25 protein-coding genes are annotated in these 23,252 nt (G+C 68.1%); 18 read left to right on the plus strand and 7 right to left on the minus strand.

Going from position 1 to position 23,252, the window contains the following annotated elements; all coding sequences use genetic code 11:
• Window positions 1-123: 123 nt before the first annotated feature.
• Both rocD and ddaH read right to left on the minus strand, forming a co-directional pair.
• Entirely contained in the window at window positions 124-1,332 is a 1,209-nt protein-coding gene (gene rocD, locus ACXMYJ_RS12580) for an ornithine--oxo-acid transaminase (RefSeq protein WP_460356543.1), read from the minus strand.
• Entirely contained in the window at window positions 1,329-2,174 is an 846-nt protein-coding gene (gene ddaH / locus ACXMYJ_RS12585) for a dimethylargininase (RefSeq protein WP_460356546.1), read from the minus strand. Before ddaH ends, rocD begins: the two co-directional genes overlap by 4 nt.
• Window positions 2,175-2,290: 116 nt before the next feature.
• Here ddaH and ACXMYJ_RS12590 point away from each other — a divergent pair, with 116 nt between their 5' ends.
• From ACXMYJ_RS12590 to ACXMYJ_RS12600, 3 genes are all read left to right on the plus strand, one after another.
• Window positions 2,291-2,737: an Lrp/AsnC family transcriptional regulator gene (locus tag ACXMYJ_RS12590; RefSeq protein ID WP_260757245.1), complete on the plus strand. Its 447-nt coding sequence runs from the start codon at window positions 2,291-2,293 to the stop codon at window positions 2,735-2,737.
• Window positions 2,738-2,778: 41 nt separating this feature from the next.
• On the plus strand, window positions 2,779-3,978 hold the full coding sequence (locus ACXMYJ_RS12595) for an NAD(P)/FAD-dependent oxidoreductase (protein ID WP_460356548.1): 1,200 nt from the start codon (window positions 2,779-2,781) through the stop codon (window positions 3,976-3,978).
• A gap of 122 nt (window positions 3,979-4,100) precedes the next feature.
• Complete coding sequence (locus ACXMYJ_RS12600; RefSeq protein ID WP_460356551.1) at window positions 4,101-5,591, plus strand: HNH endonuclease signature motif containing protein; 1,491 nt, start codon at window positions 4,101-4,103, stop codon at window positions 5,589-5,591.
• On the opposite strand, the gene ACXMYJ_RS12605 is transcribed toward ACXMYJ_RS12600, so the two are convergent.
• The 3 genes from ACXMYJ_RS12605 to mftR all read right to left on the minus strand — a co-directional run bounded on the left by ACXMYJ_RS12605 (window position 5,588) and on the right by mftR (window position 8,020).
• The gene (locus tag ACXMYJ_RS12605) at window positions 5,588-6,721 is read right to left on the minus strand and encodes a VOC family protein (RefSeq protein WP_460356553.1); all 1,134 of its coding nucleotides are present in this window, start codon (window positions 6,719-6,721) and stop codon (window positions 5,588-5,590) included. The two genes, ACXMYJ_RS12600 and ACXMYJ_RS12605, sit on opposite strands and share 4 nt — an antisense overlap.
• 143 nt (window positions 6,722-6,864) lie before the next feature.
• Complete coding sequence (locus ACXMYJ_RS12610; RefSeq protein ID WP_460356556.1) at window positions 6,865-7,389, minus strand: RNA polymerase sigma factor; 525 nt, start codon at window positions 7,387-7,389, stop codon at window positions 6,865-6,867.
• 16 nt (window positions 7,390-7,405) lie between these two features.
• Window positions 7,406-8,020, minus strand: coding sequence for a mycofactocin system transcriptional regulator (gene mftR, locus ACXMYJ_RS12615; RefSeq protein WP_260757250.1), 615 nt, complete (start codon window positions 8,018-8,020; stop codon window positions 7,406-7,408).
• 104 nt (window positions 8,021-8,124) lie between these two features.
• On the opposite strand from mftR, the gene mftA reads away from it, so the two are divergent.
• The 7 genes from mftA (at window position 8,125) to mftG (ending at window position 14,560) form a co-directional block, all read left to right on the plus strand.
• A complete protein-coding gene (gene mftA / locus ACXMYJ_RS12620; RefSeq protein WP_222880338.1) occupies window positions 8,125-8,217 on the plus strand; it encodes a mycofactocin precursor MftA in 93 nt (30 codons plus the stop codon).
• A gap of 2 nt (window positions 8,218-8,219) precedes the next feature.
• Entirely contained in the window at window positions 8,220-8,510 is a 291-nt protein-coding gene (mftB, locus tag ACXMYJ_RS12625) for a mycofactocin biosynthesis chaperone MftB (protein ID WP_260757251.1), read from the plus strand.
• Window positions 8,507-9,694 carry a mycofactocin radical SAM maturase gene (mftC, locus tag ACXMYJ_RS12630; protein ID WP_260757252.1) on the plus strand — a complete coding sequence of 396 codons (1,188 nt, stop codon included), beginning with the start codon at window positions 8,507-8,509 and terminating at the stop codon, window positions 9,692-9,694. The genes mftB and mftC overlap by 4 nt, the downstream gene beginning before the upstream one ends.
• Before the next feature lie 6 nt (window positions 9,695-9,700).
• Entirely contained in the window at window positions 9,701-10,876 is a 1,176-nt protein-coding gene (gene mftD / locus ACXMYJ_RS12635; protein ID WP_460356561.1) for a pre-mycofactocin synthase MftD, read from the plus strand.
• 101 nt (window positions 10,877-10,977) lie between these two features.
• Window positions 10,978-11,742: a mycofactocin biosynthesis peptidyl-dipeptidase MftE gene (mftE, locus tag ACXMYJ_RS12640; protein ID WP_460356564.1), complete on the plus strand. Its 765-nt coding sequence runs from the start codon at window positions 10,978-10,980 to the stop codon at window positions 11,740-11,742.
• On the plus strand, window positions 11,739-13,151 hold the full coding sequence (mftF, locus tag ACXMYJ_RS12645; RefSeq protein WP_460356566.1) for a mycofactocin biosynthesis glycosyltransferase MftF: 1,413 nt from the start codon (window positions 11,739-11,741) through the stop codon (window positions 13,149-13,151). The genes mftE and mftF overlap by 4 nt, the downstream gene beginning before the upstream one ends.
• On the plus strand, window positions 13,151-14,560 hold the full coding sequence (mftG, locus tag ACXMYJ_RS12650; protein ID WP_460356568.1) for a mycofactocin dehydrogenase MftG: 1,410 nt from the start codon (window positions 13,151-13,153) through the stop codon (window positions 14,558-14,560). Before mftF ends, mftG begins: the two co-directional genes overlap by 1 nt.
• Here the strand turns inward: mftG and ACXMYJ_RS12655 are convergent.
• Window positions 14,557-16,149: an MFS transporter gene (locus ACXMYJ_RS12655; RefSeq protein WP_260757258.1), complete on the minus strand. Its 1,593-nt coding sequence runs from the start codon at window positions 16,147-16,149 to the stop codon at window positions 14,557-14,559. The two genes, mftG and ACXMYJ_RS12655, sit on opposite strands and share 4 nt — an antisense overlap.
• 113 nt (window positions 16,150-16,262) lie before the next feature.
• On the opposite strand from ACXMYJ_RS12655, the gene ACXMYJ_RS12660 reads away from it, so the two are divergent.
• Window positions 16,263-16,895 (plus strand): TetR/AcrR family transcriptional regulator, encoded by a 633-nt coding sequence (locus ACXMYJ_RS12660; protein WP_260757259.1) that lies wholly within the window; start codon window positions 16,263-16,265, stop codon window positions 16,893-16,895.
• Here ACXMYJ_RS12660 and ACXMYJ_RS12665 read toward each other — a convergent pair.
• Window positions 16,861-18,123 (minus strand): cytochrome P450, encoded by a 1,263-nt coding sequence (locus ACXMYJ_RS12665; protein ID WP_260757260.1) that lies wholly within the window; start codon window positions 18,121-18,123, stop codon window positions 16,861-16,863. The two genes, ACXMYJ_RS12660 and ACXMYJ_RS12665, sit on opposite strands and share 35 nt — an antisense overlap.
• 137 nt (window positions 18,124-18,260) lie before the next feature.
• Between ACXMYJ_RS12665 and ACXMYJ_RS12670 the strand changes: the two genes are divergently transcribed.
• The 7 genes from ACXMYJ_RS12670 to rpsS all read left to right on the plus strand — a co-directional run bounded on the left by ACXMYJ_RS12670 (window position 18,261) and on the right by rpsS (window position 23,252).
• A complete protein-coding gene (locus tag ACXMYJ_RS12670; protein WP_460356571.1) occupies window positions 18,261-19,847 on the plus strand; it encodes a carboxylesterase/lipase family protein in 1,587 nt (528 codons plus the stop codon).
• Window positions 19,848-20,133: 286 nt separating this feature from the next.
• Window positions 20,134-20,439, plus strand: coding sequence for a 30S ribosomal protein S10 (rpsJ, locus tag ACXMYJ_RS12675; RefSeq protein ID WP_003883485.1), 306 nt, complete (start codon window positions 20,134-20,136; stop codon window positions 20,437-20,439).
• 15 nt (window positions 20,440-20,454) lie between these two features.
• Window positions 20,455-21,135 (plus strand): 50S ribosomal protein L3, encoded by a 681-nt coding sequence (rplC, locus tag ACXMYJ_RS12680; protein WP_460356579.1) that lies wholly within the window; start codon window positions 20,455-20,457, stop codon window positions 21,133-21,135.
• Window positions 21,132-21,797 (plus strand): 50S ribosomal protein L4, encoded by a 666-nt coding sequence (gene rplD, locus ACXMYJ_RS12685; RefSeq protein WP_443188103.1) that lies wholly within the window; start codon window positions 21,132-21,134, stop codon window positions 21,795-21,797. The genes rplC and rplD overlap by 4 nt, the downstream gene beginning before the upstream one ends.
• Window positions 21,797-22,099: a 50S ribosomal protein L23 gene (gene rplW / locus ACXMYJ_RS12690; RefSeq protein ID WP_443188102.1), complete on the plus strand. Its 303-nt coding sequence runs from the start codon at window positions 21,797-21,799 to the stop codon at window positions 22,097-22,099. The genes rplD and rplW overlap by 1 nt, the downstream gene beginning before the upstream one ends.
• 23 nt (window positions 22,100-22,122) lie before the next feature.
• On the plus strand, window positions 22,123-22,959 hold the full coding sequence (rplB, locus tag ACXMYJ_RS12695; protein WP_460356584.1) for a 50S ribosomal protein L2: 837 nt from the start codon (window positions 22,123-22,125) through the stop codon (window positions 22,957-22,959).
• An 11-nt stretch (window positions 22,960-22,970) separates the two neighbouring features.
• Complete coding sequence (rpsS, locus tag ACXMYJ_RS12700) at window positions 22,971-23,252, plus strand: 30S ribosomal protein S19 (protein WP_003892827.1); 282 nt, start codon at window positions 22,971-22,973, stop codon at window positions 23,250-23,252.

Below are 23,252 nucleotides of genomic sequence, written 5' to 3' on the forward strand. Positions count from 1 at the left end.
TCGGATTGCCACGCCCCAAACGGCGGGGCAATCCCGAATCTGTCGGCCTGCCTGTGACTTCACACACGCGCCGACGAGCGCTTGAGACGCCCCGCCCCATCAACCCACTAATTCAGCAGACTCCTAGGCGCCCAGCACTTCGGCGAATCGGTCGATTGCCCAGTCGATCTCGTCGGCGGTGATCACCAGTGGCGGCGCGAAGCGCAGCGTCGGCCCGTGCGTGTCCTTGACGAGCACGCCGAGCTCGGTCAGCCGCAGGCTGATCTGTTTGCCGGTGCCGTGGACCGGGTCGATGTCGACACCGGCCCACAATCCCTTGCCGCGCACCGCGACCACGCCGCGGCCGATCAGCCCACGCAGCCGTGCGTGCAGGTGGGCTCCGAGTTCAGTTGCGCGTTGCTGGAATTCGCCTCGCTCCAGGATGCCGACGACGGTGCGGCCGATCGCCGCGGCCAGCGGATTGCCGCCGAAGGTCGAGCCGTGCTCACCGGGATGCAGCACGCCGAGGACGTCGCGGTCGGCGACGACCGCCGACAGTGGCACGACGCCCCCGCCGAGGGCTTTGCCCAGCAGGTAGACGTCCGGCACCACGTCCCAGTGGTCGCACGCGAACGTCCGCCCGGTGCGAGCCAGGCCGGACTGGATCTCGTCGGCGATCATCAGCACGTCGCGCTGGGTGCACAGCGCGCGTACCCGCGGCAGGTAGTCGTCGGGTGGGACGATGATGCCGGCCTCACCCTGGATCGGTTCCAGCAGCACGGCCACGGTGTCGTCGTCGATGGCGCGGGAGAGGGCGTCGGCGTCGCCGAACGGCACCGCACGGAAGCCGGGCGTATACGGACCGAAGCCGCGACGGGCGGTCTCGTCGTCGGAGAAGCTGATGATCGTCGTGGTGCGGCCGTGGAAGTTGTTGTGTGCCACCACGATGTTGGAGTCGCTGACCCCTTTGACGTCGGCCCCCCACTTCCGTGCCACCTTGATGCCGCTCTCGACCGCCTCTGCGCCGCTGTTCATCGGCAGCACCATGTCCTTGCCGCACAGCCCCGCCAGTGCCGCGCAGAACGGGGCCAGTTGGTCGGAGTGGAAGGCGCGGCTCACCAGCGTCACCGCGTCGAGTTGGGCGTGCGCCGCGGCGATGATCTCGGGGTGGCGGTGCCCGAAGTTCACCGCGGAGTACGCGGCCAGGCAATCGAGATAGCGCCTACCCTCCACGTCGGTGATCCAGGCGCCCTCCGCGCTCGCGGCCACAACGCGCAATGGCGAGTAGTTGTGCGCGACGTGACGGCTGTCGAGGTCGACGGTGGAAGCGGTGCGCGAAATCATGGCCGTCATGGGTGTACCTCCAGCGTGCAACATTTCACCGAGCCGCCTCCCTTCAGCAGCTCGGACAGGTCGACGGGCACCGGCCGGAAGCCGGCCTGATGCAGCTGCTGGGCGAAACCCGTTGCAGCCGAGGGCAACACCACGTTGAGACCGTCGGAGACGACGTTGAGGCCCAGTACGTAGGCATCGGCGCTGGCGACCTCGATGGCGTCGGGGAACAGGTCGGCCAGTGCCGCGCGGGCGGCCGGCGCGAACGCCGGCGGGTAGTAGGCGACAGTGGCGTCGTCGAGCACGGCCAGCGCGGTGTCGAGGTGGTAGAAACGCGGGTCGACGAGCTCCAGGCTGATGACCGGCATGCCGACGTGTGCGCCGACCTCCGCGTGCGCCCGCCGGTCGGTGCGGAACCCGTGACCGGCAAGGAGGTTGGAGCCGACGGTCAGGAAGTCGCCCTGCCCCTCGTTGACGTGCCGGGTTCGCGCGGGAACGTAGCCGTTGCGTGACATCCATTCCGCGTAGGCGACCGCCTCGCCGGCGCGTTCGGGGTGCGCGAACCGGGCGACCACGGCTGCGCCGTTGATGACCGTGCCACCGTTGGCCGCGTAGACCATGTCCGGCAACCCCGGCAGCGGTTCCACGAGATCGACGGTGTGGCCGAGGTCGAGATACGTGTTGCGCAGCGCCTCCCACTGAGACAGCGCGCGCTCCGGATCAACGGGTGCCGACGCGTCCATCCACGGGTTGATTTCGTACTCCACGGCGAAGTACAGGGGCGCGGTCATGACATAGCGGCGCGGCCGCGCGGTGCGTTCAACGGTCTGCGCGGTATCCGGGGCGCCGGCGAGGTCAGTCATCACGAATCAACGATATGGAGGGTAGTTGACGCAATCAATCGACGAATCTTGCGTGTCTACCGCAGATCTGTTGTGCTGGGTGCTGTTCTGTGGGGCTTTGTTGCGTGGGAGTGGTGATGGACCGTCTCGATGAGACAGACGAGCGCATCCTGGCCGAGCTGGCCGACAACGCGCGAGCGACGTTCGCCGACATCGGACAGCAGGTGAACCTGTCTGCGCCGGCGGTCAAGCGCCGGGTGGACCGCATGGTGGACGCCGGTGTCATCAAGGGATTCACGACGGTGATCGACCGCAGCGCGCTCGGCTGGACCACGGAGGCCTACGTCCAGGTGTTCTGTCACGGCACGATCGCGCCCACGCAGCTGCGTGCGGCCTGGAAGGACATCCCGGAGGTGGTCAGCGCCGCGACGGTGACGGGCACCTCCGACGCGATCCTGCATGTGCTCGCGCGCGACATGCGCCACCTGGAGGAGGCGCTGGAACGCATCCGGGCCAGCGCCGACATCGAGCGCAGTGAGAGCATCGTGGTGCTCTCCAACCTGATCGAGCGCGCCCCGCGCTGAGCGGGTGGCTGTGGGGTGGCGCACATCGCCCTTGCGGCATCGTGTACAAAGCCCTCGTGAGCACATCTGAGGTCGCCGGGGGCGTTGTCATCGTCGGCGGTGGGTTGGCCGCCGCGCGCACCGCCGAGCAGCTGCGCCGGTCGGAGTACGCGGGAGCCGTCACGATCGTCAGCGACGAGGACCATCTGCCGTATGACCGGCCGCCGCTGTCCAAAGAGGTTCTGCGCGCCGAGACCGACGACGTGACGTTGAAGCCGGCAGAGTTCTACGCCGAGAACAACATCACCGTGCTGCTTGGCAACGGCGCGAAGTCGGTCGACACCGCCGCGCAGACCGTCACCCTGGGCGACGGCACGCAGCTCGGCTACGACGAGCTCGTCATCGCGACCGGGCTTGTGCCAAAGCGTATTCCGTCCTTTCCGGACCTGCCGGGCATCCACGTGCTGCGCAACTTCGACGAGAGCCTCGCACTCCGGCAGGCGGCCGGGACGGCGCGGCATGCGGTCGTGGTGGGCGCCGGGTTCATCGGCTGCGAGGTCGCTGCCAGTCTGCGCAAGATGGGCGTCGACGTGGTGCTCGTGGAGCCGCAGCCCGCGCCGCTGGCATCGGTGCTGGGACAGCAGATCGGCGAGCTGGTCACGAGGTTGCACCGGGCCGAGGGGGTCGACGTCCGTTGCGGTGTCGGCGTCTCGGGCGTGAGCGGGGACGACCGCGTCCGCAAGGTCACGCTGAGCGACGGCTCGGAGCTCGACGCCGACATCGTCATCGTCGGGATCGGTTCACATCCTTCGACGGACTGGCTCGCCGGCAGCGGAATCGAGGTCGACAACGGTGTGGTCTGCGACGAGGCCGGACGCGCGAGCGCGCCGCACGTGTGGGCCATCGGCGACGTCGCCTCGTGGCGGGATACCGTCGGCGGTCAAGTGCGCGTTGAGCATTGGAGCAACGTCGCCGACCAGGCGCGGGTGCTGGTGCCGACGATGCTCGGTCAGGAACCACCGGCCGCGGTCTCGGTGCCGTACTTCTGGAGCGACCAGTACGACGTGAAGATCCAGGCCCTCGGTGAGCCCGAGGCCACCGACACCGTGCACATCGTCGAGGACGACGGACGCAAGTTCCTGGCCTACTACGAGCGCGATGGCATCGTGGTCGGCGTGGTCGGAGGTGGGTTCCCGGGCAAGGTGATGAAGGTGCGGGCCAAGATCGCCGCGGGCGCGCCGATTTCGGAACTGCTCGGCTAGGTTTCACGCCGAGATTGCTTCTGGTGCGGTGATTTCCGTGATATTGCCGCCGTGGATGCAATCTCGGCGAGGGTTGTGAAGAGGCGGCGGATATGTCCCCGCGGCCCGGTAGTATCGAACACATGTTCGGAAGAATGCATGCGGGGCTGGATGAGCCGGCCTTGATCGCTGCGATCGAGCAGGCTGCGCGCGAGGAAGCCCAGGCTGCTGCGCGCAAGTTGGCCGCGATCGCCGAACTGGTGGATCTGACGGTCGAGGATGACGACGAACGAGGCATGTGGGCCTTCGATCCGTGGAAGAACGCCGCGTGCCACGTCGGCGCCGCACTGTCGGTCAGCCAGCAGCGCGCCTCGGCCCAGATGTGCATTGCGACGGCGCTGCGCCACCGACTGCCCAGGGTTGCGGCCTTGTACGAGCAGGGCCGTCTGAGTGCCCGGTTGATCTCCGAGATCACCTGGCGCACGCACCTGGTCACCGACGAATTCATCGCTGTCGTCGATGCGGCGCTGGCAGGCAAGGCCGAGAAATGGGGGCCGCTGTCCGACGATAAACTGGTCAAGGCGATCAACGCCGAGATCGAGCGCCACGACCGCGACGCGGTACGCCGTGCGAAGGACGTTCTCAAGAAGCGGGATGTGCATATCGGGGGTCATGACGATCCCAACGAGGTCACCTCGATCTGGGGGTTGATCCTGCCTCCCGACGCCGCGGCGTACAAGGCGCGGATCGCCAGGCTCGTCAAGGGTCTGTGTGACGCGGATCCGCGGCCGATGGGCGAGCGGCGATCGGATGCAATGGGCGCGATCGGTCGAGGCGAAGATCATCTGCCGTGCCGGTGCGGGTCTTCGGCGTGCACCGCGAGTGGTCCGGCTAAATCGAACGTCGTGATTCACGTGATCGCCGACGAGGCTGCGGTCGACGCCGCTCAGCAGGTGATTGCCCCCGAGGCCGAGACCGATTCCTGCGCAAAGAATTCCGGGGTCGCGCTGCTTCCGGGGGCTCAGGTTCTGCCGACCGCGGCGTTGGCTGAAGCCATCCGCTCGGGAGCCTTGATCAAGCCGTTGTGGCTGCCCGGCCCTGATCCCGAACCGCACTACCAGCCCTCGGCGAAGCTGGCCGCATTCATACGTGCCCGCGACCTGTTCTGCCGCTTCCCAGGATGCGATGTTCCCGCCGAACGCTGCGACATCGACCACGTCGTGCCATACCCGTACGGGCCCACTCACGCGTCGAACATGCACTGCAAGTGCCGAACTCACCACTTGATGAAGACATTCTGGGGCGGTCCCGACGGCTGGCGGGACAAACAACTACCCGATGGCACCGTCATCTGGACCACTCCGGCCGGGCAGACCTACACGACGACACCCGGCAGTCGGTTGTTCTTCCCGACGTGGAACACGACGACCGCGGAACTGCCGCCGATGACCCAGCCACCACCGGGGTCGGGTCGCGATGTCCAGATGCCCAAACGGCAACGCACCCGAGCCGCGGACAGGGCTGCCCACATCAAAGCCGAGCGTGAATACAACGCCGCGCAACGAGTCATCGAGCAGCAACCCCGAAAGGCGCAGCATCCACCCGATTACGGCGACGATCCACCACCGTTCTAGAGCTCCCCGAGATAGAAGCGCGTGCCCTGGTCGTCGGCGCACAGCGCGGACTTGCCGTATGACTGCTCCGAGGGCTCCTCGATCACGGTGCCGCCGGCTTCCCGCACGCGAGACACCGCTGCGTCGATGTCGTCCACCGTCCACATCGGCACGGTGACTGCCGGCGCGTTGCCGCCCGCGGCGCCCGACATCGGATGGGCGCCCACGACGGCCCAGCCGTCGTCGATTCGGCCCGGCTCGTACGTCCAGAACAGCAGCCTGCCGTAGAACGCCTTGAAGACAGTCGAATCCGGCACCTGATAGGTGATGTACGACAGCTCGCCCTGGCCCCCGCCGTTCAGCAACGGCCTCGGTTCCGTCCGCTCCGGCACATATACGCCGAACTCGACTCCCTGGGAGTCCCTCGCGCGCAACAGATCACCGAACGGGAATCCCTCAACCTCGCCGACGGTCCCACCGGCGGCCACGATGCTGTCGCGGGCACCGTGGAGATCGGTCACGGCATAGCAGCAGAACAGTGTGTGCTGCTCTGGGGCGGACGCGAGCCCGATCCGCTGCCCGACGTTGGTGACGGTCTGCGTCGCGGATTCGACGACCCACCCCAGCACATGGCCGTAGAACTCCGCTGCCCGGCGCGCATCCGGCGTCCACACCGACACATAACCGACGTCGCCGTGCTGGATCGGCAGCGCGGCGCCTGTCGCCGGCCCCGTAAGCATCCAGCGGTGTCCGAACGGGTCGAAGAGGGCGGCGTTGCGTCCCCCGTGGGCCTCGTAGGGTTCACGCTGAATGCGCGCGCCGCTGATCCTGGCGCGGTCCAGCGTCTCGTCGGTGTCGCTGACGGGAAGCATCAGACTCACCGAGACAGACTCAGACGAGGGCGCTTTCAGTCCGATCTCGGGATACTCGTCGGCCAGGTACAGCACGCCGCCGGACAGAGCCAGCTCGGCATGGCCGACCCGGCCGTCGTCCATCTCCACCGGGTCGCCGACCAGCACGGCGCCGAAGACGTCGCCGTACCAGCGGATCGCGGCGCGGGCGTCGGCGACGGTCAGGTAGGGGACCGCGGCGCTCGTCAAGACCGGCGCGGGCCGCGAAAGCTCGGCAAGTGCAGCGTCTGTTCCGCTCATGGTCACTCCTTGGGTTCGATCAGGCTGCTGTGCAAAGAGATTCGCCGCCGACTCCAGCCTGGCACGCAGTCGCTGCGCGAACTCGGGATCCGGCGTCACGGGGAGGTCGCCGCCGCGAAGTACGTCGAGCGGATCGTGTCCGGTCACGGCAGTCCTCCTTCCAGTCGTGGGTACTCGGCCCGGAACGCCCGCCGCGCCCGCACCAGCAACGCCTCAGTGGCATGGACCGTGCGCCCGATCAGCTCGGCGCACTCGGGCACCGAGCAGTCGTCCATGTAGCGCAGCGCGAGCACGGTGCGGTGCTGTTCGGGCAGCCGGGCCAGTACCTGCTCGGCGACGATGCGGTCCACGTGCCCATCCCATGTGTCGTGGGGATCGGCGGGTTCGGGCAGCTCGGCCACCGGCACCGAGAACCGATCGTGGCGCCGCCGGTAGTGGTCCGCCAGCTTGTGGCGGGCCACTCCGATCAGCCAGGGCACGGTCAGGTTCGGCGGGGACGGTTTCCTGGCAGCATCCATCGCCGCCAGAAAGGTCTCCGACGTCAGGTCCTCGGCCGTCCCGCGGTCACCGCAGCGCCTGACGAAGTACCCGTATACGGCGGGTAGGGCCTCGTCGTACAGCGCGAGCATTGCCCGCGGAGCGTGCTCGCCATCCGGTTGGGCGCTCACATCCCTACCGTCGCCGTCAGGCGCCGAACTCCGACACCCCAGTTTCCAGACCGGCAAGACCCGAGGCGAGCATGTCGAACGCGTCGCCCAACGCGGCGGCCAGTGACACCGATTCGTCGGCCAGCCAGTATTCGTAGGCTGACAGCGACACGGCCAGCATCGTCCACGCCACCGTCTGCGGCATCAGCTCGGCCGGGTCCACTCCCCGCCGTCCTGCCACGAACGCCGCGACCACGGCGCGCCAACCCGCATACATCGTCATCGAATATGCCTGTAGCGCTTCGGTTTCCAAAATCAGTCGCATCCGCTGCCGGTGTCGGTCGGTGTCGTCGAAGTCGTTGAAGGCCAGCAGCGCGGTGCGTAGTGCGTCGCGGATCGGCACGCTCGGGTCGAGTTCGTCGAGCAGCTCCCGCATGCGTTCGAGGTGGGCGTCGAAATCGCCCCACGGCAGCGCGCTCTTGGACGGGTAATAGCGGAACAGGGTGCGCCGGGCGATCCCGGCGGCCGCCGCGACGTCATCGACGCTGACGTCGTCGAAGCCGCGGGTCATGAACAAGTCGATCGCGACGTCGCTGATGTGCTCGAAACTCGTGGACCGGCGGCGGCCCACGCGCGGCTTGGCGGCGGTCATCGCGAATTCCTCTTCCGTTCCGGCACCCGATGCCATATTGTTAGCGACCTACATCACAAAGTCGAGACCCTACCCGGGGTCCAGTCAGTAGAAAGGCCAGATCAATGGATCAGAATCAGCACGCTCAGGCCGAGGAGCTGGTGACCGAGAGCCTGGTGGAAGAGGTCTCGATCGACGGGATGTGCGGGGTCTACTGAGCATGACTGCGCCGACCTTTGATGCCGACCGGCACTGGCGGTTGCATCCGCAGGTGGCGGTGCGGCCGGAGCCGTTCGGCGCACTGCTCTACCACTTCGGAACCCGCAAGCTGTCGTTTCTGAAGAACCGGACGATCGTCGAGGTGATCAATTCGCTTTCTGATCACCCCGACGCTCGTTCTGCCTGCCGCGCCGCCGGAATCGACGACGACGCCCAGGCGCCCTACTTCCATGCGCTGGGTGTGCTCGTCCAGTCGCAGATGCTCATCGCCGACCCAGGAGAGACCCCATGACACTCGCCGCCCCGGTGCCCCGGCTGGTTGACCAGTTCGAGCGCGGCTTGGACGCGCCCATCTGCCTGACGTGGGAGCTCACCTACGCGTGCAACCTGTCGTGTGTGCACTGCCTGTCCTCGTCGGGCAAACGCGACCCACGCGAGCTGTCCACCCAGCAGTGCAAGGACATCATCGACGAGCTCGAGCGCATGCAGGTGTTCTACGTCAACATCGGCGGCGGTGAACCCACTGTGCGCAGCGACTTCTGGGAGCTCGTCGACTACGCGACCGAACACCACGTGGGCGTGAAGTTCTCCACCAACGGCGTCCGGATCACCCCGGAGGTAGCCGCGAAACTGGCCGCCAGCGACTACGTCGATGTTCAGATCTCACTCGACGGCGCGACCGCCGAGGTCAACGACGCGGTGCGCGGTCCCGGCTCGTTCGCGATGGCCGTACGCGCGCTGGAGAACCTCAAAGAGGCCGGCTTCAAAGACGCCAAGATCTCCGTTGTGGTGACCCGCCACAACATCGACCAGCTCGACGACTTCAAGGCTCTCGCCGACACCTACGGCGCCACCCTGCGCATCACGCGGCTGCGCCCGTCGGGCCGCGGCGCCGACGTCTGGGACGAACTGCACCCGACCGCGGCTCAGCAGGTCCAGCTCTACGACTGGCTGGTCGCCCACGGCGAGCGGGTGCTCACCGGCGACTCTTTCTTCCACCTGTCCGGCCTCGGCGAGCCCGGCGCGCTGGCCGGCCTGAACCTGTGCGGTGCCGGCCGCGTCGTGTGCCTCATCGATCCGGTCGGTGACGTCTACGCCTGCCCGTTCGCCATCCACGACAAGTTCCTCGCCGGAAACATCCTGACCAGCAACGGTTTCCAAGACGTGTGGCAGAACTCCGAGCTGTTCCGGGAGCTGCGTGAGCCGCAGTCGGCCGGCGCCTGCAGCGGGTGCGGGCACTACGACGCGTGCCGCGGTGGCTGCATGGCCGCGAAGTTCTTCACCGGCCTGCCGATGGACGGGCCGGACCCGGAGTGCGTGCAGGGCTACGGCGAGCCCGCCCTGGCGCTCGAACGCGACAAGCCCAAGTCCAGCGTGGACCATTCCCGCTCGGGCGGCCGCACGCCGAAGGGCCCCATCCCGCTCACCCTGCTGAGCGCTCCTCCCAAGAAATTCTGCAACGAAAGCCCGGTATAGACCCCCATGGCACGTGACACCTGGTTCGAAACCGTCGCCATCGCCCAGCAGCGCGCGAAGAAGCGGCTGCCGAAGTCCGCGTACTCGTCGCTGATCTCGGCCAGCGAAAAGGGCGTGACCGTCTCCGACAACGTCGAATCCTTCTCCGAACTCGGCTTCGCGCCGCACGTCATCGGTGCGACCGAGAAGCGTGAGATGGCGACAACCGTCATGGGACAGGACATCTCGCTGCCGGTCATCATCTCGCCGACCGGCGTCCAGGCCATCGACCCAGACGGCGAGGTGGCGGTGGCGCGCGCGGCCGCGGCGCGGGGCACCGCGATGGGCCTGTCCTCGTTCGCGAGCAAGCCCATGGAGGAGGTCACCGCGGTCAACGACAAGATCTTCTTCCAGATCTACTGGCTGGGCAGCCGCGACGACATCCTGGCGCGCATGGAGCGGGCCAGGGCGGCGGGCGCCAAAGGCCTGATCCTGACCACCGATTGGAGCTTCGCGCACGGCCGGGACTGGGGCAGCCCGACGATCCCGGAGCAGATGGATCTCAAGACCATGATCCGGATGTCGCCCGAGGTCATCACCAAGCCGCGCTGGTTCCTCAGCTTCGCCAAGCATCTGCGGCCGCCCGACCTGCGGGTGCCCAACCAGGGCCGCCGCGGCGAACCCGGTCCGACGTTCTTCGAGGCCTACGGACAGTGGATGGGCACGCCGCCGCCGACCTGGGAGGATGTGGCCTGGCTGCGCGAGCAGTGGGGCGGCCCGTTCCTGCTCAAGGGCACCGTCCGCGTCGACGACGCCAAACGCGCTGTGGACGCTGGGGTTTCGGCGATCACGGTGTCCAACCACGGCGGCAACAACATCGACGGCACACCGGCTGCGATCCGCTGCCTGCCGGCCATCGCCGACGCCGTCGGCGATCAGGTCGAAGTTTTGCTGGACGGCGGGATCCGGCGTGGCAGCGACGTCGTCAAGGCCGTTGCTCTGGGAGCCCGGGCGGTCATGATCGGCCGCGCCTACCTGTGGGGTCTGGCGGCCAACGGGCAGGCGGGTGTGGAGAACGTGCTCGACATTCTGCGCGGCGGCATCGACTCGGCGCTGATGGGGTTGGGCAAGTCCTCGATCCACGAGCTGACCCGGGAGGACATCCTGGTTCCGGACGGGTTCACCAGGACGCTCGGCGCCTGATACGGACGGGGCGCAGGGGGCTGACGGGGCTGCCCGTCCGGCCCCTCGCGCAGTTCGGGAAATAAGTTGCTTCGCATGCACCAACATTCGGCGCACGCCAGGTGAATTCGGCCTACCATCGTCGCGTGGTCTTCCCCCGTGAGCTCGGGAACTCAACGTCGAGGCAGCTGCACCACACACTGACCGAGCAGACGCCCGCATTGATCGTTCCGGTCGGCTCGACCGAGCAGCACGGACCCCATCTGCCGCTCGACACCGACACCCGGATCGCGACAGCGGTCGCCGACGCGCTGGTGACCAGGCTGCGGGACGAGAACCGGGGGCAGCGGGCGCAGTGGATCGTCGCGCCGGCCGTCGGTTACGGCGCCAGCGGTGAGCACGAAGGATTCGCCGGAACCGTCTCGATTGGCACACCGGTACTGGCGGAACTGCTCACCGAATTCGCCCGCTCCGCGTGCCGTTGGGCGCCGCGGGTGGTGTTCGTCAACGGGCACGGCGGGAACGTCGAGGCGCTGCGCCGTGCGGTGAGCCTGCTGCGGTACGAGGGACGGGACGTGGTCTGGTCGTCCTGCACGTCGAGGAACGCCGACGCGCATGCCGGGCACACCGAAACATCCGTATTGCTACATATCTCACCGGAAGCCGTCAGGCAGGATGAACTGGTGCCCGGTAATCGGGCGCCGCTGTCGGAGCTGATGCCTGAGATGCTCCGTGGGGGAGTGGCCGCTGTGAGTTCGCTGGGGATCTTGGGGGACCCCACCACGGCGACCGCGGAGGAGGGGAGGAGGATCTTTGCCGAAATGGTCGATGCGTGTGCGGTTCGGGTCCGTCGATGGGCGCCTGACCGCGAGGGGATGCTGACATGACGGGGCCTCGGCTTCCGGACGGTTTCGCCGTCCAGGTGGACCGGCGGGTGCGGGTGCTCGGTGAGGGCGCCGCCCTGCTCGGTGGTTCGCCGACTCGCCTGCTGCGGCTCGCGCCGGCCGCCCAGACCATGCTCACCGGGGGCAGGCTGGAAGTGCACGACGCGGTCAGCGCCCAGCTCGCCCGCACGCTGCTCGACGCCACCGTCGCGCATCCGCGGCCGCTCAGCGGACCTTCGCACCGCGACGTCACCGTCGTGATCCCGGTGCGTGACAATGCTTCTGGGCTCATCAGGCTGGTCGCGGCGCTGCGCGGGGTGCGCGTGGTGATCGTCGACGACGGTTCGGCGGTGCCCGTGGCCGAATCCGACTTCGCGGACATGCGCTGCGAAGTCCGGGTGCTGCGCCACGACAGGAGCAAGGGTCCCGCGGCGGCCCGCAATGCCGGGCTGGCGATGTGCACCACCGATCTCGTCGCATTCCTCGACTCCGACGTGGTCCCGCGCAAGGGCTGGCTGGAGGCGCTGCTCGGGCATTTCTGCGACCCGGCCGTGGCCCTGGTGGCGCCGCGGATCGTGGCGCTCAACCAGTCCGACAGCGTGGTGGCCCGCTACGAGGCGGTGCGCTCGTCACTGGATCTCGGGTTGCGCGAGGCCCCGGTCGTCCCCTTCGGCACGGTGTCCTATGTGCCCAGCGCCGCGATCATCTGCCGGCGCAGCGCGCTGCTGGAGGTCGGAGGATTCGACGAATCACTGGTTTCCGGAGAGGACGTCGACCTGTGTTGGCGCCTCAACGAGGCCGGTGCCCGCCTGCGCTACGAGCCGATCGCGATGGTGGCCCACGATCACCGGACTGAGCTACGAAAGTGGTTCGCCCGCAAGTCTTTCTACGGTTCTTCTGCCGCTCCGCTGACTATCCGTCATCCCGGCAAGACCGCACCGCTGGTGATCTCAGGCTGGACGCTGGTGGTGTGGATGCTCGTCGCGCTCGGGTCCGGGATCGGCTACCTGGCCTCGATCGTGGTCGCCGCGGTCACCGGCCGCCGGATCGCGAAGTCGCTGGCGAGCGTGCAGACCGAGCCGATGGAGGTGGCGGTGGTGGCCGCGCAGGGGCTGTGGTCGGCGGCGCTGCAGCTCGCGTCGGCGATCTGCCGGCACTACTGGCCGATCGCACTGGTCGCCGCGGTGCTGTCGCGGCGCTGCCGCCGGGTGGTGGTCGTCGCCGCGGTGCTCGACGGCGTGTTCGACTGGGCCTCCCGCCACGGCCACGCCGACGACGACACCAAGCGGGTGGGGCCGGTGACCTACCTGCTGCTCAAGCGGCTCGACGACATCGCCTACGGGCTGGGCCTGTGGACCGGTGTCATCCGCGAGCGTCACGCCGGCGCCCTGAAACCGCAGATCCGAACCTAGTGCGATTCCTGATCATCGGCGCCGGGAGTGCCGGATCGGTGCTCGCCGAACGTCTTTCCGCCGACGACAGCTGCCAGGTCACGGTGGTGGAGGCCGGCCCCGGACCGTTCGACCCCAGGGTGGGCAGCCAGATCACCGACGGTCTCCGGCTGCCGATCGGGGTGGCCAGCTCGGTGGTCCGGCGCTACCGGACCGTGCTCACCGACCACCCCGAACGGCACGCGCACATCATGCGCGGAGCGGTGGTCGGCGGCTCCGGCGCGGTCAACGGAGGGTACTTCTGCCGGGCCCTGCCGGATGACGTGGACGGGTGGGGACTCGACGGCTGGTCCTGGCGCGACGTGCTCCCGCACTTCGTCGCGATCGAGACCGACCTGGATTTCGACGGCCCGCTGCACGGTTCGTCCGGGCCGATCGCCGTGCGCAGGGTCGCCGAATTCGATGGTTGCACAGCGAAATTCGTGGAATCGTGCCGTTCGGCGGGATTCGCGTGGATCGAGGACCTGAACGCATCGGCCCCCGGCGAGCCGGTGCCGCCGGGAGTCGGGGCGGTGCCGCTGAACATCAACGGCGGCACCCGGGTCGGCCCCGGAGGAGCGTTCCTGCAGCCGGCGCTGCAGCGTGCCAACCTCGAGCTGCTGACCGACACCCGGGTGCGACGGCTGCGGTTCTCGGCGGGGCGGGTGGTCGGGGTGGACTGTTCAGGGCCCGATGGGGCGGTGACTCTGACCGCGGACCGGATCGTGCTGTGCGCCGGCGCCATCGCCTCGGCCCAGCTGCTGATGGTGTCCGGCGTCGGCCCGCAGCGGGACCTGAGGGCGGCAGGCGTCGACGTCGAGATCGACCTTCCCGTCGGCGTCGACACCATCGACCACCCAGAGTGGGTGCTGCCGGTGACCTGGCCGCCCACCCACGGTGTGCCGCCGCTGGAGGCGGTGCTGACGACCGGGGAGGGCATCGAGATCCGGCCCTACACCGCGGGATTCGGCGCCATGATGACCGGCCGCCGCCACGACCCGACCGATCAGCCGCATCTGGGTGTCACGCTGATGCGGCCACGCTCCCGGGGCCGGGTGAGGATCACCTCGGCCGATCCCGAGGCCGCTCCGGTCATCGAGCACCGCTACGACAGCGAACCCGCCGATGTCGAACTGCTGCGCGAGGGCACTCGGCTGGCACACGAAATCGCCGACCCGACAATCCGATCCGACGCATCCTGGGCGACGTCGCAGCACCTGTGCGGCACCGCCAAGATGGGCGCCGTCGTGGACGAGCGCTGCCAGGTGTACGGCGTGTCGAATTTGTGGGTGGTCGACGGATCGATCCTGCCGGACATTCCCAGCCGGGGACCGCACGCGACGATCGTGATGGCGGGCCACCGCGCCGCCGAGTTCGTCAGCGCAGATTAAGGAGCATCCTCGCCAGGCGCTGACCGGCGCCGCCGCAGGGCCGCCCACTGTTGCCCGTCGCGTCCCGGCGCCCACACCGCTATGAACAGAGATCCGGCAAGGACGGCCCCAGCCAGCACCAGAAGTGCCTGGTCCGCGGCGTGCATGAACGCGCTCTGGGCAAGTCCGGCGAGATGGTCACCCTGCGGCCCGAGCTGATCGGAGATCGACAGGGCGTAGGCCAGCGAGTCCGTCGCGGTGTCCCGCACCTGCTGCGGGAACGCGGTCAGCTTCGGCGCAAGGGAGCTGTGGTAGACGGCAGCCAGAATCGAGCCTGCGACGGCGATACCGAGCGCCGCACCGACCTCGCGGGTCGCGTCGTTGACCGCCGACGCGACACCCTGCTTCTCGTCGGGTACCGCGTTCATGATCGCCGACGTGGTCGGCGCCGTGCACAATCCGATGCCCGATGCGGCGATCAGCATGGGCCACATCAGGTCGATGAAGGTGGAGTCCGCATCGAGGTACCGCATCATGAACAACCCGACCGCGATCAGCAGCAGGCCGACGCTGACGGCGAAGCGTAGCCCCACCCTGGGAAGGTAGAGGTGCAGGCAGGCGCTGAAGATCAGAATCGGAACAGCCAACGGCGACAACGCGAATGCGGTTTGCAGGGCTGTGTATCCCATGACCAGCTGCATGAACTGCATCTCGACGAAGAAGAACCCGAAGTTTGCGAGGAACAGGAATGTGATCCCCACCGCGCCGGTCGCGAAATCCGGTCGTCGGAACAGTCGCACGTCGAGCAGCGGGTGGGTCCGGCGCAGCTGCACGACGGCGAACAACACGGCCAGTGCCACGCCGCCGGCCATGCACCCGAGGACCACGGGATCGGTCCATCCGCGCACGGGTGCCTCGACCACGCCGAGCACGAACACCGCGATCGCTATGCCGACCAACGCCCCGCCGAGCCAGTCGATCGGGGCTGCGGTCTGGTCGCGTGACGAGCCGATGGTGCAGGTCAACATAAACATCAGCAGTGCGCCGCCGGCGAAGGCGTAGAAGATCGACTGCCACGAAAAGTAGTGCAGCAGAACGCCTGTGCCGAGGAAGCCGACTATTGCCGCCGACCCTGCGGCGCCGGCCCAGATGCCGACGGCCTTGTTGCGCTCAGACTTCGGGAATGCCGCCGTCAGCAGCGAGAGCGTGGCCGGCATGATCAGCGCCGCACCGACACCTGCGACGGCCCGGGAGGCGATGATCTGAGTCGGACTGTCGAAGAACACCGGCGCCGCCGAGGCGAGGGCGAAGATCGCCAGTCCGACCAGTAATGCGCCGCGCCGGCCGTACCGGTCACCGATCGCGCCGGCGGGCAGCAGCAGACATGCCAGTGCGAGGGTGTAGCCGTCGACGACCCACGTCAGCTGCGTCTGGGTCGCCGAGGTCTGCACCGCGATGTCGGGAAGCGCGGCGTTGAGCGCCACCATCGACGCGATGACCATGACGACGTCGACGCTCGCGACGATGAGCAGCCAGATTCGCGCCCGCCGTGACAGCGCGGCGACCTCGGCATCCATATCCTGGTCAGAGCGAGGAAGGGTGTCGACCATGTCGTCTCTCTTCAGCAGGGTTCGAGACCGACAGTCTCAAAAGCGTGGAATCGAGACTATCAGTCTCGTAGCAAGACCAGTAGTCTCGTTCCCTCAGTGGAGGTGCAGGAAACATGACCGCGGTAAGTGGTGACCCGAGGCCGGCGCGATCGAAGGCCCGGCTGCTCGAGGCGGCGACAGCACTGCTGCGGGCCGGCGGACCGAGCGCGGTGACCATCGACGCCGTCACCCGCAAGGCCAACGTCGCGCGGGCTACCCTCTACCGCCACTTCCCGAGCGGCAACGATCTGGTGGCGGCGGCGTTCACGGGTCTGATCCCGCCGCCGCCGATGCCGCCGGCCGAGGGCAGCCTGCGGGACCGTCTGATCGCGATCGTGGCGGGGTGGGCCGACTCGATCGCCGAGGCGCCGACCACGCTGACCGCGATGGCGTGGCTGTCACTGGGGCCCGACATCAGCGTGGTGCCCAGCGCCGGCGGCGGAGACGGGGTGCGGTCACTGCGGGAACGCATCGCCGAGCAGTACTCCGCGCCGTTCGACGCGGTGTTCGACAGCCCGGACGCGGCGGCGGCGCTGGGATCTGTCGATCGCGCGACGGCGTTCGCGCTGCTGATCGGTCCCTTGGCGTTCGGCCGGATCAGCACCTTGGTCGACTTCGACTACCGCACCGTCGCCATCGCCGCCGTCGACGGCTTCCTGGCGACCGCCGCGCTCAGCGCAACGAGTACCGGACCGGCAGGTGCTTGAGCCCGCCGACGAACGTCGTCGCCGACAACTCGGGCCGGCCGGCGAGCTCGATCGACTCCAGCCGCGGCAGCAGCTCGCTGAACAGGCTGTTCATCTCCATCCTGGCCAGCGCCGCGCCGAGACAGAAGTGCACGCCGTAGCCGAAGGCCAAGTGTTTGTTGGGATCTCGGCCCACGTCGAACCGGAACGGGTCGGTGAAAACCTCTTCGTCGCGATTCGCCGACACGTACGCCAGATACACCGACTCGCCCTTGGCGATCGGCACACCGCGCACCGTGGTGTCCTCGGCGGCGGTGCGCATGAACTCCTTGACCGGGGTGGACCAGCGGATCATCTCCTCGACGGCGGTCGGCATCAGGCTGAGATCGCCTTGTAGACGGGCCAATTCGCCCGGGTTCTCGATCAGCGCGAGCAGGCCTCCCGAGATCGCGTCCTTGGTGGTGTCGTGGCCGGCGCTGGCGACGATGACGTAGTAGGACAGCGTGTCCATGTCCGACATCGGTTCGCCGTCGACGAGTCCGTTGGCGATCGCCGAGGCCAGATCCTCGGTCGGGTTCTCCCGCCGCGAGGCCGTCAGGGCCGCGAAGTAGTTGAAGAAGTCGGTCAGCACGGCCATCTGTTCCTCTGGGGTGGTGCCGCGCTTGTACTCGTCGTCGTCGCCGCCGAACATCTCCTGGGTCAGCATGTGCATCCGGCCGAAGTCGTCTTCGGGCAGACCGAGCAGCGACAGGATCACATACAGCGGGAAGTTGACCGCGATCTCGGTGACGAAATCGCACTCCGGGCCGATGTCGCGCATCTTGTCGACATAGCGTTTGGCGAGCTCGTCAACGCGAACCTTCAAGTCCCGCATGGCTTTCGGGCGGAACCAGTCTGCGCCGATGGTACGCACCTTGCGGTGGTGTGGGTCGTCCATGTGGATCAGCGTGCGCAGGCCGACCCCCATCTCCTGCTGGGCCTTGGCCAGGTCGTCGGCCTCGGCGGTGACCAGCAGCGGGCGCGGCTCCGACAGGAACAGGTCGTTGGCGCGCTCGATCGCCATGATGTCCGCGTGCTTGGTGATCGCCCAGAACGGCCGGTACGGGCCGTGCTCGACGTAGGCGACGGGGTGGTTGGCGCGCAGATGCGACAGTGCGGCGTGCAGCCGCTCGTCGTCTGCGTAGGCCGTCGGGTCCGCCAGTACCTTCGCCGCTTCCAGCGACTCCCGGTCCATCGTCGGTGTGCTCACGGGGCTCCTCACAAACTGTGCTTGACAGGTGTCAAGCACAGTCTATGTGATCGGCGCCACCACACCGGAGGAATCGGCGCAGTGAATTCCGGATCGCCGGAGCAGCCCGCCGGAGATCGCGGCTACGCTCGTTACTCGTGCCCACTCGACGGCTCGCCGTGCTGGCTCTGCTCGCGCTGCTGGTCGCATGCGGCCGAGGCGACGCGGGCGCCCCCGGCCCGGTGACGGCCCCGTCCGGCGATCCCGCGCAGGTGCCGACCGCGGCGGGTGCGGTGCGCGGCACCGTCGCCGAGGACCATCGTCTGTTCGCCGGAATCCCTTACGCCGCAGCACCTGTCGGACCGTTGCGGTGGCAGGACCCGCGACCTGCGGTGGCGTGGGACGGCGTCAGGGACGCGACCGCGCTCGGGCCGCGATGCCTGCAGGACCTGTCCGGCGACCTGGAACTCGGCAGGCAGACCGACGAGGACTGCCTCAACCTCAACGTGTGGACGCCGGCCGGCGGGACCGATGAGCCGAGGCCGGTGATGGTGTGGATCCACGGCGGCTCGTTCGTCGCGGGCAGCGGCGGCATCTACGACGCGCGGCGGCTGGCCGCGCGCGGCGACATCGTCGTGGTCACCGTCAACTACCGGCTCGGAGCGCTGGGCTTCCTGGCCCACCCCTCGCTCGCAGCGCCCGGGCGGGCCGGCAACTACGGACTGGCCGACCAGCAGGCCGCGTTGCGCTGGGTCCGCGAGAACATCGCGAACTTCGGCGGTGACCCGGGCCGGGTCACCGTGGCGGGGGAGTCCGCCGGCGGCATGTCGGTGTGCGATCACCTGGTCGCACCGGATTCGCAAGGCCTGTTCGACGCGGCGATCATCATGAGCGGACCGTGCCAGGCCCAGCTCCCGCTGCCGGTCGCCGAGCAACGCAGCATCGAGTACGCCGCCGGGGCGGGATGCGCGGATCCGGCGACGGCCGCCGAGTGTCTGCGCGCGCTTGCGGGTAACAAGCTGCGCACCCCGGTCTGGTACTACGGCATCGGCGACGATCGGTTGAGCGGGCCCGTGACCGGTTCGGCCGTGTTACCCGAAGACCCGGTCGACGCGTTCGGCGAACGCCGTGCGGCCCCGGTGCCGGTGCTGATGGGCACGACGCGCGACGAGTGGACGCTGTTCGTCGCGCTGCAGCGCCTGCGCGACGGCCGGGATTACCTGCCGCAGGACTACCCGCGTCTGCTCGCCGACACCTTCGGTGCCGATGCGCACGCCGTCGCCGGACGCTATCCGCTGGACGCCTACCCCGACGTCGCGCTGGCCTACGCCGCGACCGTCACCGACGGCGTCCTGGCGTGTCCCAACGAGCGCTGGGCCCGGGAGCTGAGCCGGGCAGCCGACGTCTTCTTCTACGAGTTCAACGACCGCAACGCGCCGGCGCCCGAGCCGCTGCGGACGCTGCCGTTCCCGGTCGGGGCCAGCCACTCGCTGGAACTGCGCTACCTGTTCGATGTCGGCGGCGCCTCACCGCCCGACGAGGCGCAGATCAGGCTCAGTGATCAGATGATCGATTTCTGGGCGGCGTTCGTGAGGACCGGAGCGCCGCGCGCCCCAGGGCAGCCGGAATGGCCGCCGCTCGGTCCCGACGTGCAGCAGGTCATGTCGCTGCAGCCCGACGGCAGCCGTATGGTGGGTGACTTCGGCGAGGTGCACCAGTGCGCGTTCTGGGCAAGCCTGGAATAGCGCTCGGTCGCCCGGGAAAGCCGACCACCAGGGATTTGGAGCAGGCCCGGTTCTGAGGCATACTGTTCGGGTTGCCTTGGGCCAGGTTCGCCTGGTCGGGCATGCGACCAGCGCCCCTCGCGGGGCGTATCCGGTCCATCAACCTTGATCGCGACGAATTCCGCCGCGTAAGAGTGTGCGAACGGGCGACACACCCGACCGCGTGGACCGGTGAACCACAGACAGGTAAACAGCGGCGGCACAGCCAGGCCCGATTTCGGGCTGTTAGTAGTGAGGTAGGAGAAGCGTGGCGGGACAAAAGATCCGCATCAGGCTCAAGGCCTACGACCATGAGGCGATCGACGCCTCTGCGCGCAAGATCGTCGAGACGGTCACCCGGACGGGAGCCAGCGTGGTCGGCCCGGTGCCGCTGCCGACCGAGAAGAACGTGTATTGCGTCATCCGGTCCCCGCACAAGTACAAGGACTCGCGGGAGCATTTCGAGATGCGCACCCACAAGCGGCTGATCGACATCCTCGACCCCACGCCGAAGACGGTCGACGCGCTGATGCGCATCGATCTGCCGGCCAGCGTCGACGTCAACATCCAGTAAAGGAATTCCCGAGAAATGGCTAGCAATAGCAATTCGGCCGCACCGCGGCGCGGCATTCTGGGCACCAAGCTGGGCATGACGCAGGTGTTCGACGAGAACAACAAGGTCGTGCCGGTGACGGTCGTCAAGGCCGGGCCCAACGTCGTGACCCGCATCCGGACCCCGGAGCGTGACGGTTACAGCGCCGTGCAGCTCGCCTACGGCGAGATCAGCCCGCGCAAGGTGAACAAGCCGGTGTCGGGCCAGTTCGCGGCCGCCGGTGTGAACCCGCGCCGCCACCTCGCCGAGCTGCGGCTCGACAGCGAAGAAGCAGCGGCCGCCTACGAGGTCGGCCAGGAGCTGACGGCGGACATCTTCGCCGACGGCACCTACGTGGACGTGACCGGCACCAGCAAGGGCAAGGGCTTCGCCGGCACCATGAAGCGCCACGGCTTCCGTGGCCAGGGCGCCAGCCACGGCGCCCAGGCCGTGCACCGTCGGCCGGGCTCGATCGGTGGCTGCGCCACCCCGGGCCGGGTGTTCAAGGGCACGCGCATGTCGGGCCGGATGGGCAGCGACCGCGTGACGACCCAGAACCTGAAGGTGCACAAGGTTGACGCCGAGAACGGCGTGCTGTTGATCAAGGGCGCCATCCCCGGACGCAACGGCGGTCTGGTGGTTGTCCGCAGCGCAATCAAGCGAGGCGAGAAGGCATGACTTTGAACATTGAGGTGAGGACCCCCGCCGGGAAGACGGACGGCAACATCGAGTTGCCCGCCGAGCTTTTCGACGTGGAACCCAACATCGCGCTGATGCACCAGGTGGTCAACGCGCAGCTGGCCGCCAAGCGCCAGGGCACGCATTCGACCAAGACCCGCGGTGAGGTCTCCGGCGGCGGCAAGAAGCCGTACCGCCAGAAGGGCACCGGCCGCGCCCGCCAGGGCTCGATCCGGGCGCCGCAGTTCACCGGCGGCGGCGTCGTGCACGGCCCCAAGCCGCGCGACTACAGCGAGCGGACCCCGAAGAAGATGATCCGCGCGGCTTTGCGCTCGGCTCTTTCTGATCGGGCCCGCAACGACCGGATCCACGCCGTCACCGAGATCGTCGAGGGTCAGACCCCGTCGACCAAGAGCGCGAAGTCGTTCCTGGCCACGCTTGTAGCCGATCGCGCGTCCGGAAACCACAAGGTGCTCGTGGTGATCGGCCGCGCCGACGAGACCAGCGTCCTGAGCGTGCGGAATCTGCCTGGTGTGCACGTGATCTCGCCCGATCAGCTGAACACCTACGACGTGCTCAAGGCCGATGACGTGATCTTCAGCGTCGAGGCACTCAACGCGTACATCGCAGCGAACACCAAGACCGAGGAGGTGTCGGCCTGATGGCTACCGTGACCGATCCCCGCGACATCATCTTGGCGCCGGTGATCTCGGAGAAGTCCTACGGACTGATCGAGGACAACGTCTACACGTTCATCGTGCACCCGGACTCCAACAAGACCCAGATCAAGATCGCGATCGAGAAGATCTTCAAGGTCAAGGTCGACTCGGTGAACACCGCCAACCGGCCGGGCAAGCGCAAGCGCACCCGCACCGGCTACGGCCAGCGCAAGGGCACCAAGCGCGCGATCGTGACGCTGGCGGCCGGAAGCAAGCCCATCGACCTGTTCGGAGCGCCGGCCTAGCCGGCAGGGAGACCCACAGAATCATGGCAATTCGCAAGTACAAGCCGACGACCCCCGGTCGCCGCGGCTCGAGCGTCTCCGACTTCGCCGAGATCACTCGCGATCACCCGGAGAAGTCGCTGGTTCGTCCGCTGCACGGCACGGGCGGGCGTAACGCACACGGCCGGATCACCACCCGGCACAAGGGCGGCGGCCACAAGCGCGCCTACCGGGTGATCGACTTCCGTCGGCACGACAAGGACGGCGTCAACGCCAAGGTCGCGCACATCGAGTACGACCCCAACCGCACCGCGAACATCGCGCTGCTGCACTACCTGGACGGCGAGAAGCGCTACATCATCGCGCCGCAGGGACTCAAGCAGGGCGCGATCGTGGAGTCCGGCGCCAACGCCGACATCAAGCCCGGCAACAACCTGCCGCTGCGCAACATCCCCGCGGGCACGCTGATCCACGCGGTGGAGCTGCGTCCCGGCGGCGGCGCCAAGCTGGCCCGCTCGGCCGGTGCGTCGATCCAGCTGCTCGGCAAGGAAGGCACCTACGCCGCACTTCGTATGCCCAGCGGTGAGATCCGCCGCGTCGACGTGCGCTGCCGCGCCACCGTCGGCGAGGTCGGCAACGCCGAGCAGGCCAACATCAACTGGGGCAAGGCCGGCCGCATGCGCTGGAAGGGCAAGCGCCCGACCGTCCGTGGTGTCGTGATGAACCCGGTCGACCACCCGCACGGCGGTGGTGAGGGTAAGACCTCCGGTGGCCGCCACCCGGTGAGCCCGTGGGGCAAGCCCGAGGGCCGTACCCGCAAGCCGAAGAAGGCGAGCGACAAGCTCATCGTCCGTCGCCGGCGCACCGGCAAGAAGCGCTAGGGAGTAAAGCGATGCCACGCAGCCTGAAGAAGGGCCCGTTCGTCGACGACCATCTGCTCAAGAAGGTCGACGTCCAGAACGAGAAGAACACCAAGCAGGTCATCAAGACCTGGTCCCGTCGGTCCACCATCATCCCCGACTTCATCGGGCACACCTTCGCCGTCCACGACGGTCGCAAGCATGTCCCGGTGTTCGTCACCGAGGCGATGGTCGGGCACAAGCTGGGCGAGTTCGCCCCCACCCGGACCTTCAAGGGTCACATCAAGGACGACCGGAAGTCCAAGAGGCGCTAG

The organism is Mycobacterium sp. ZZG (assembly GCF_054786995.1).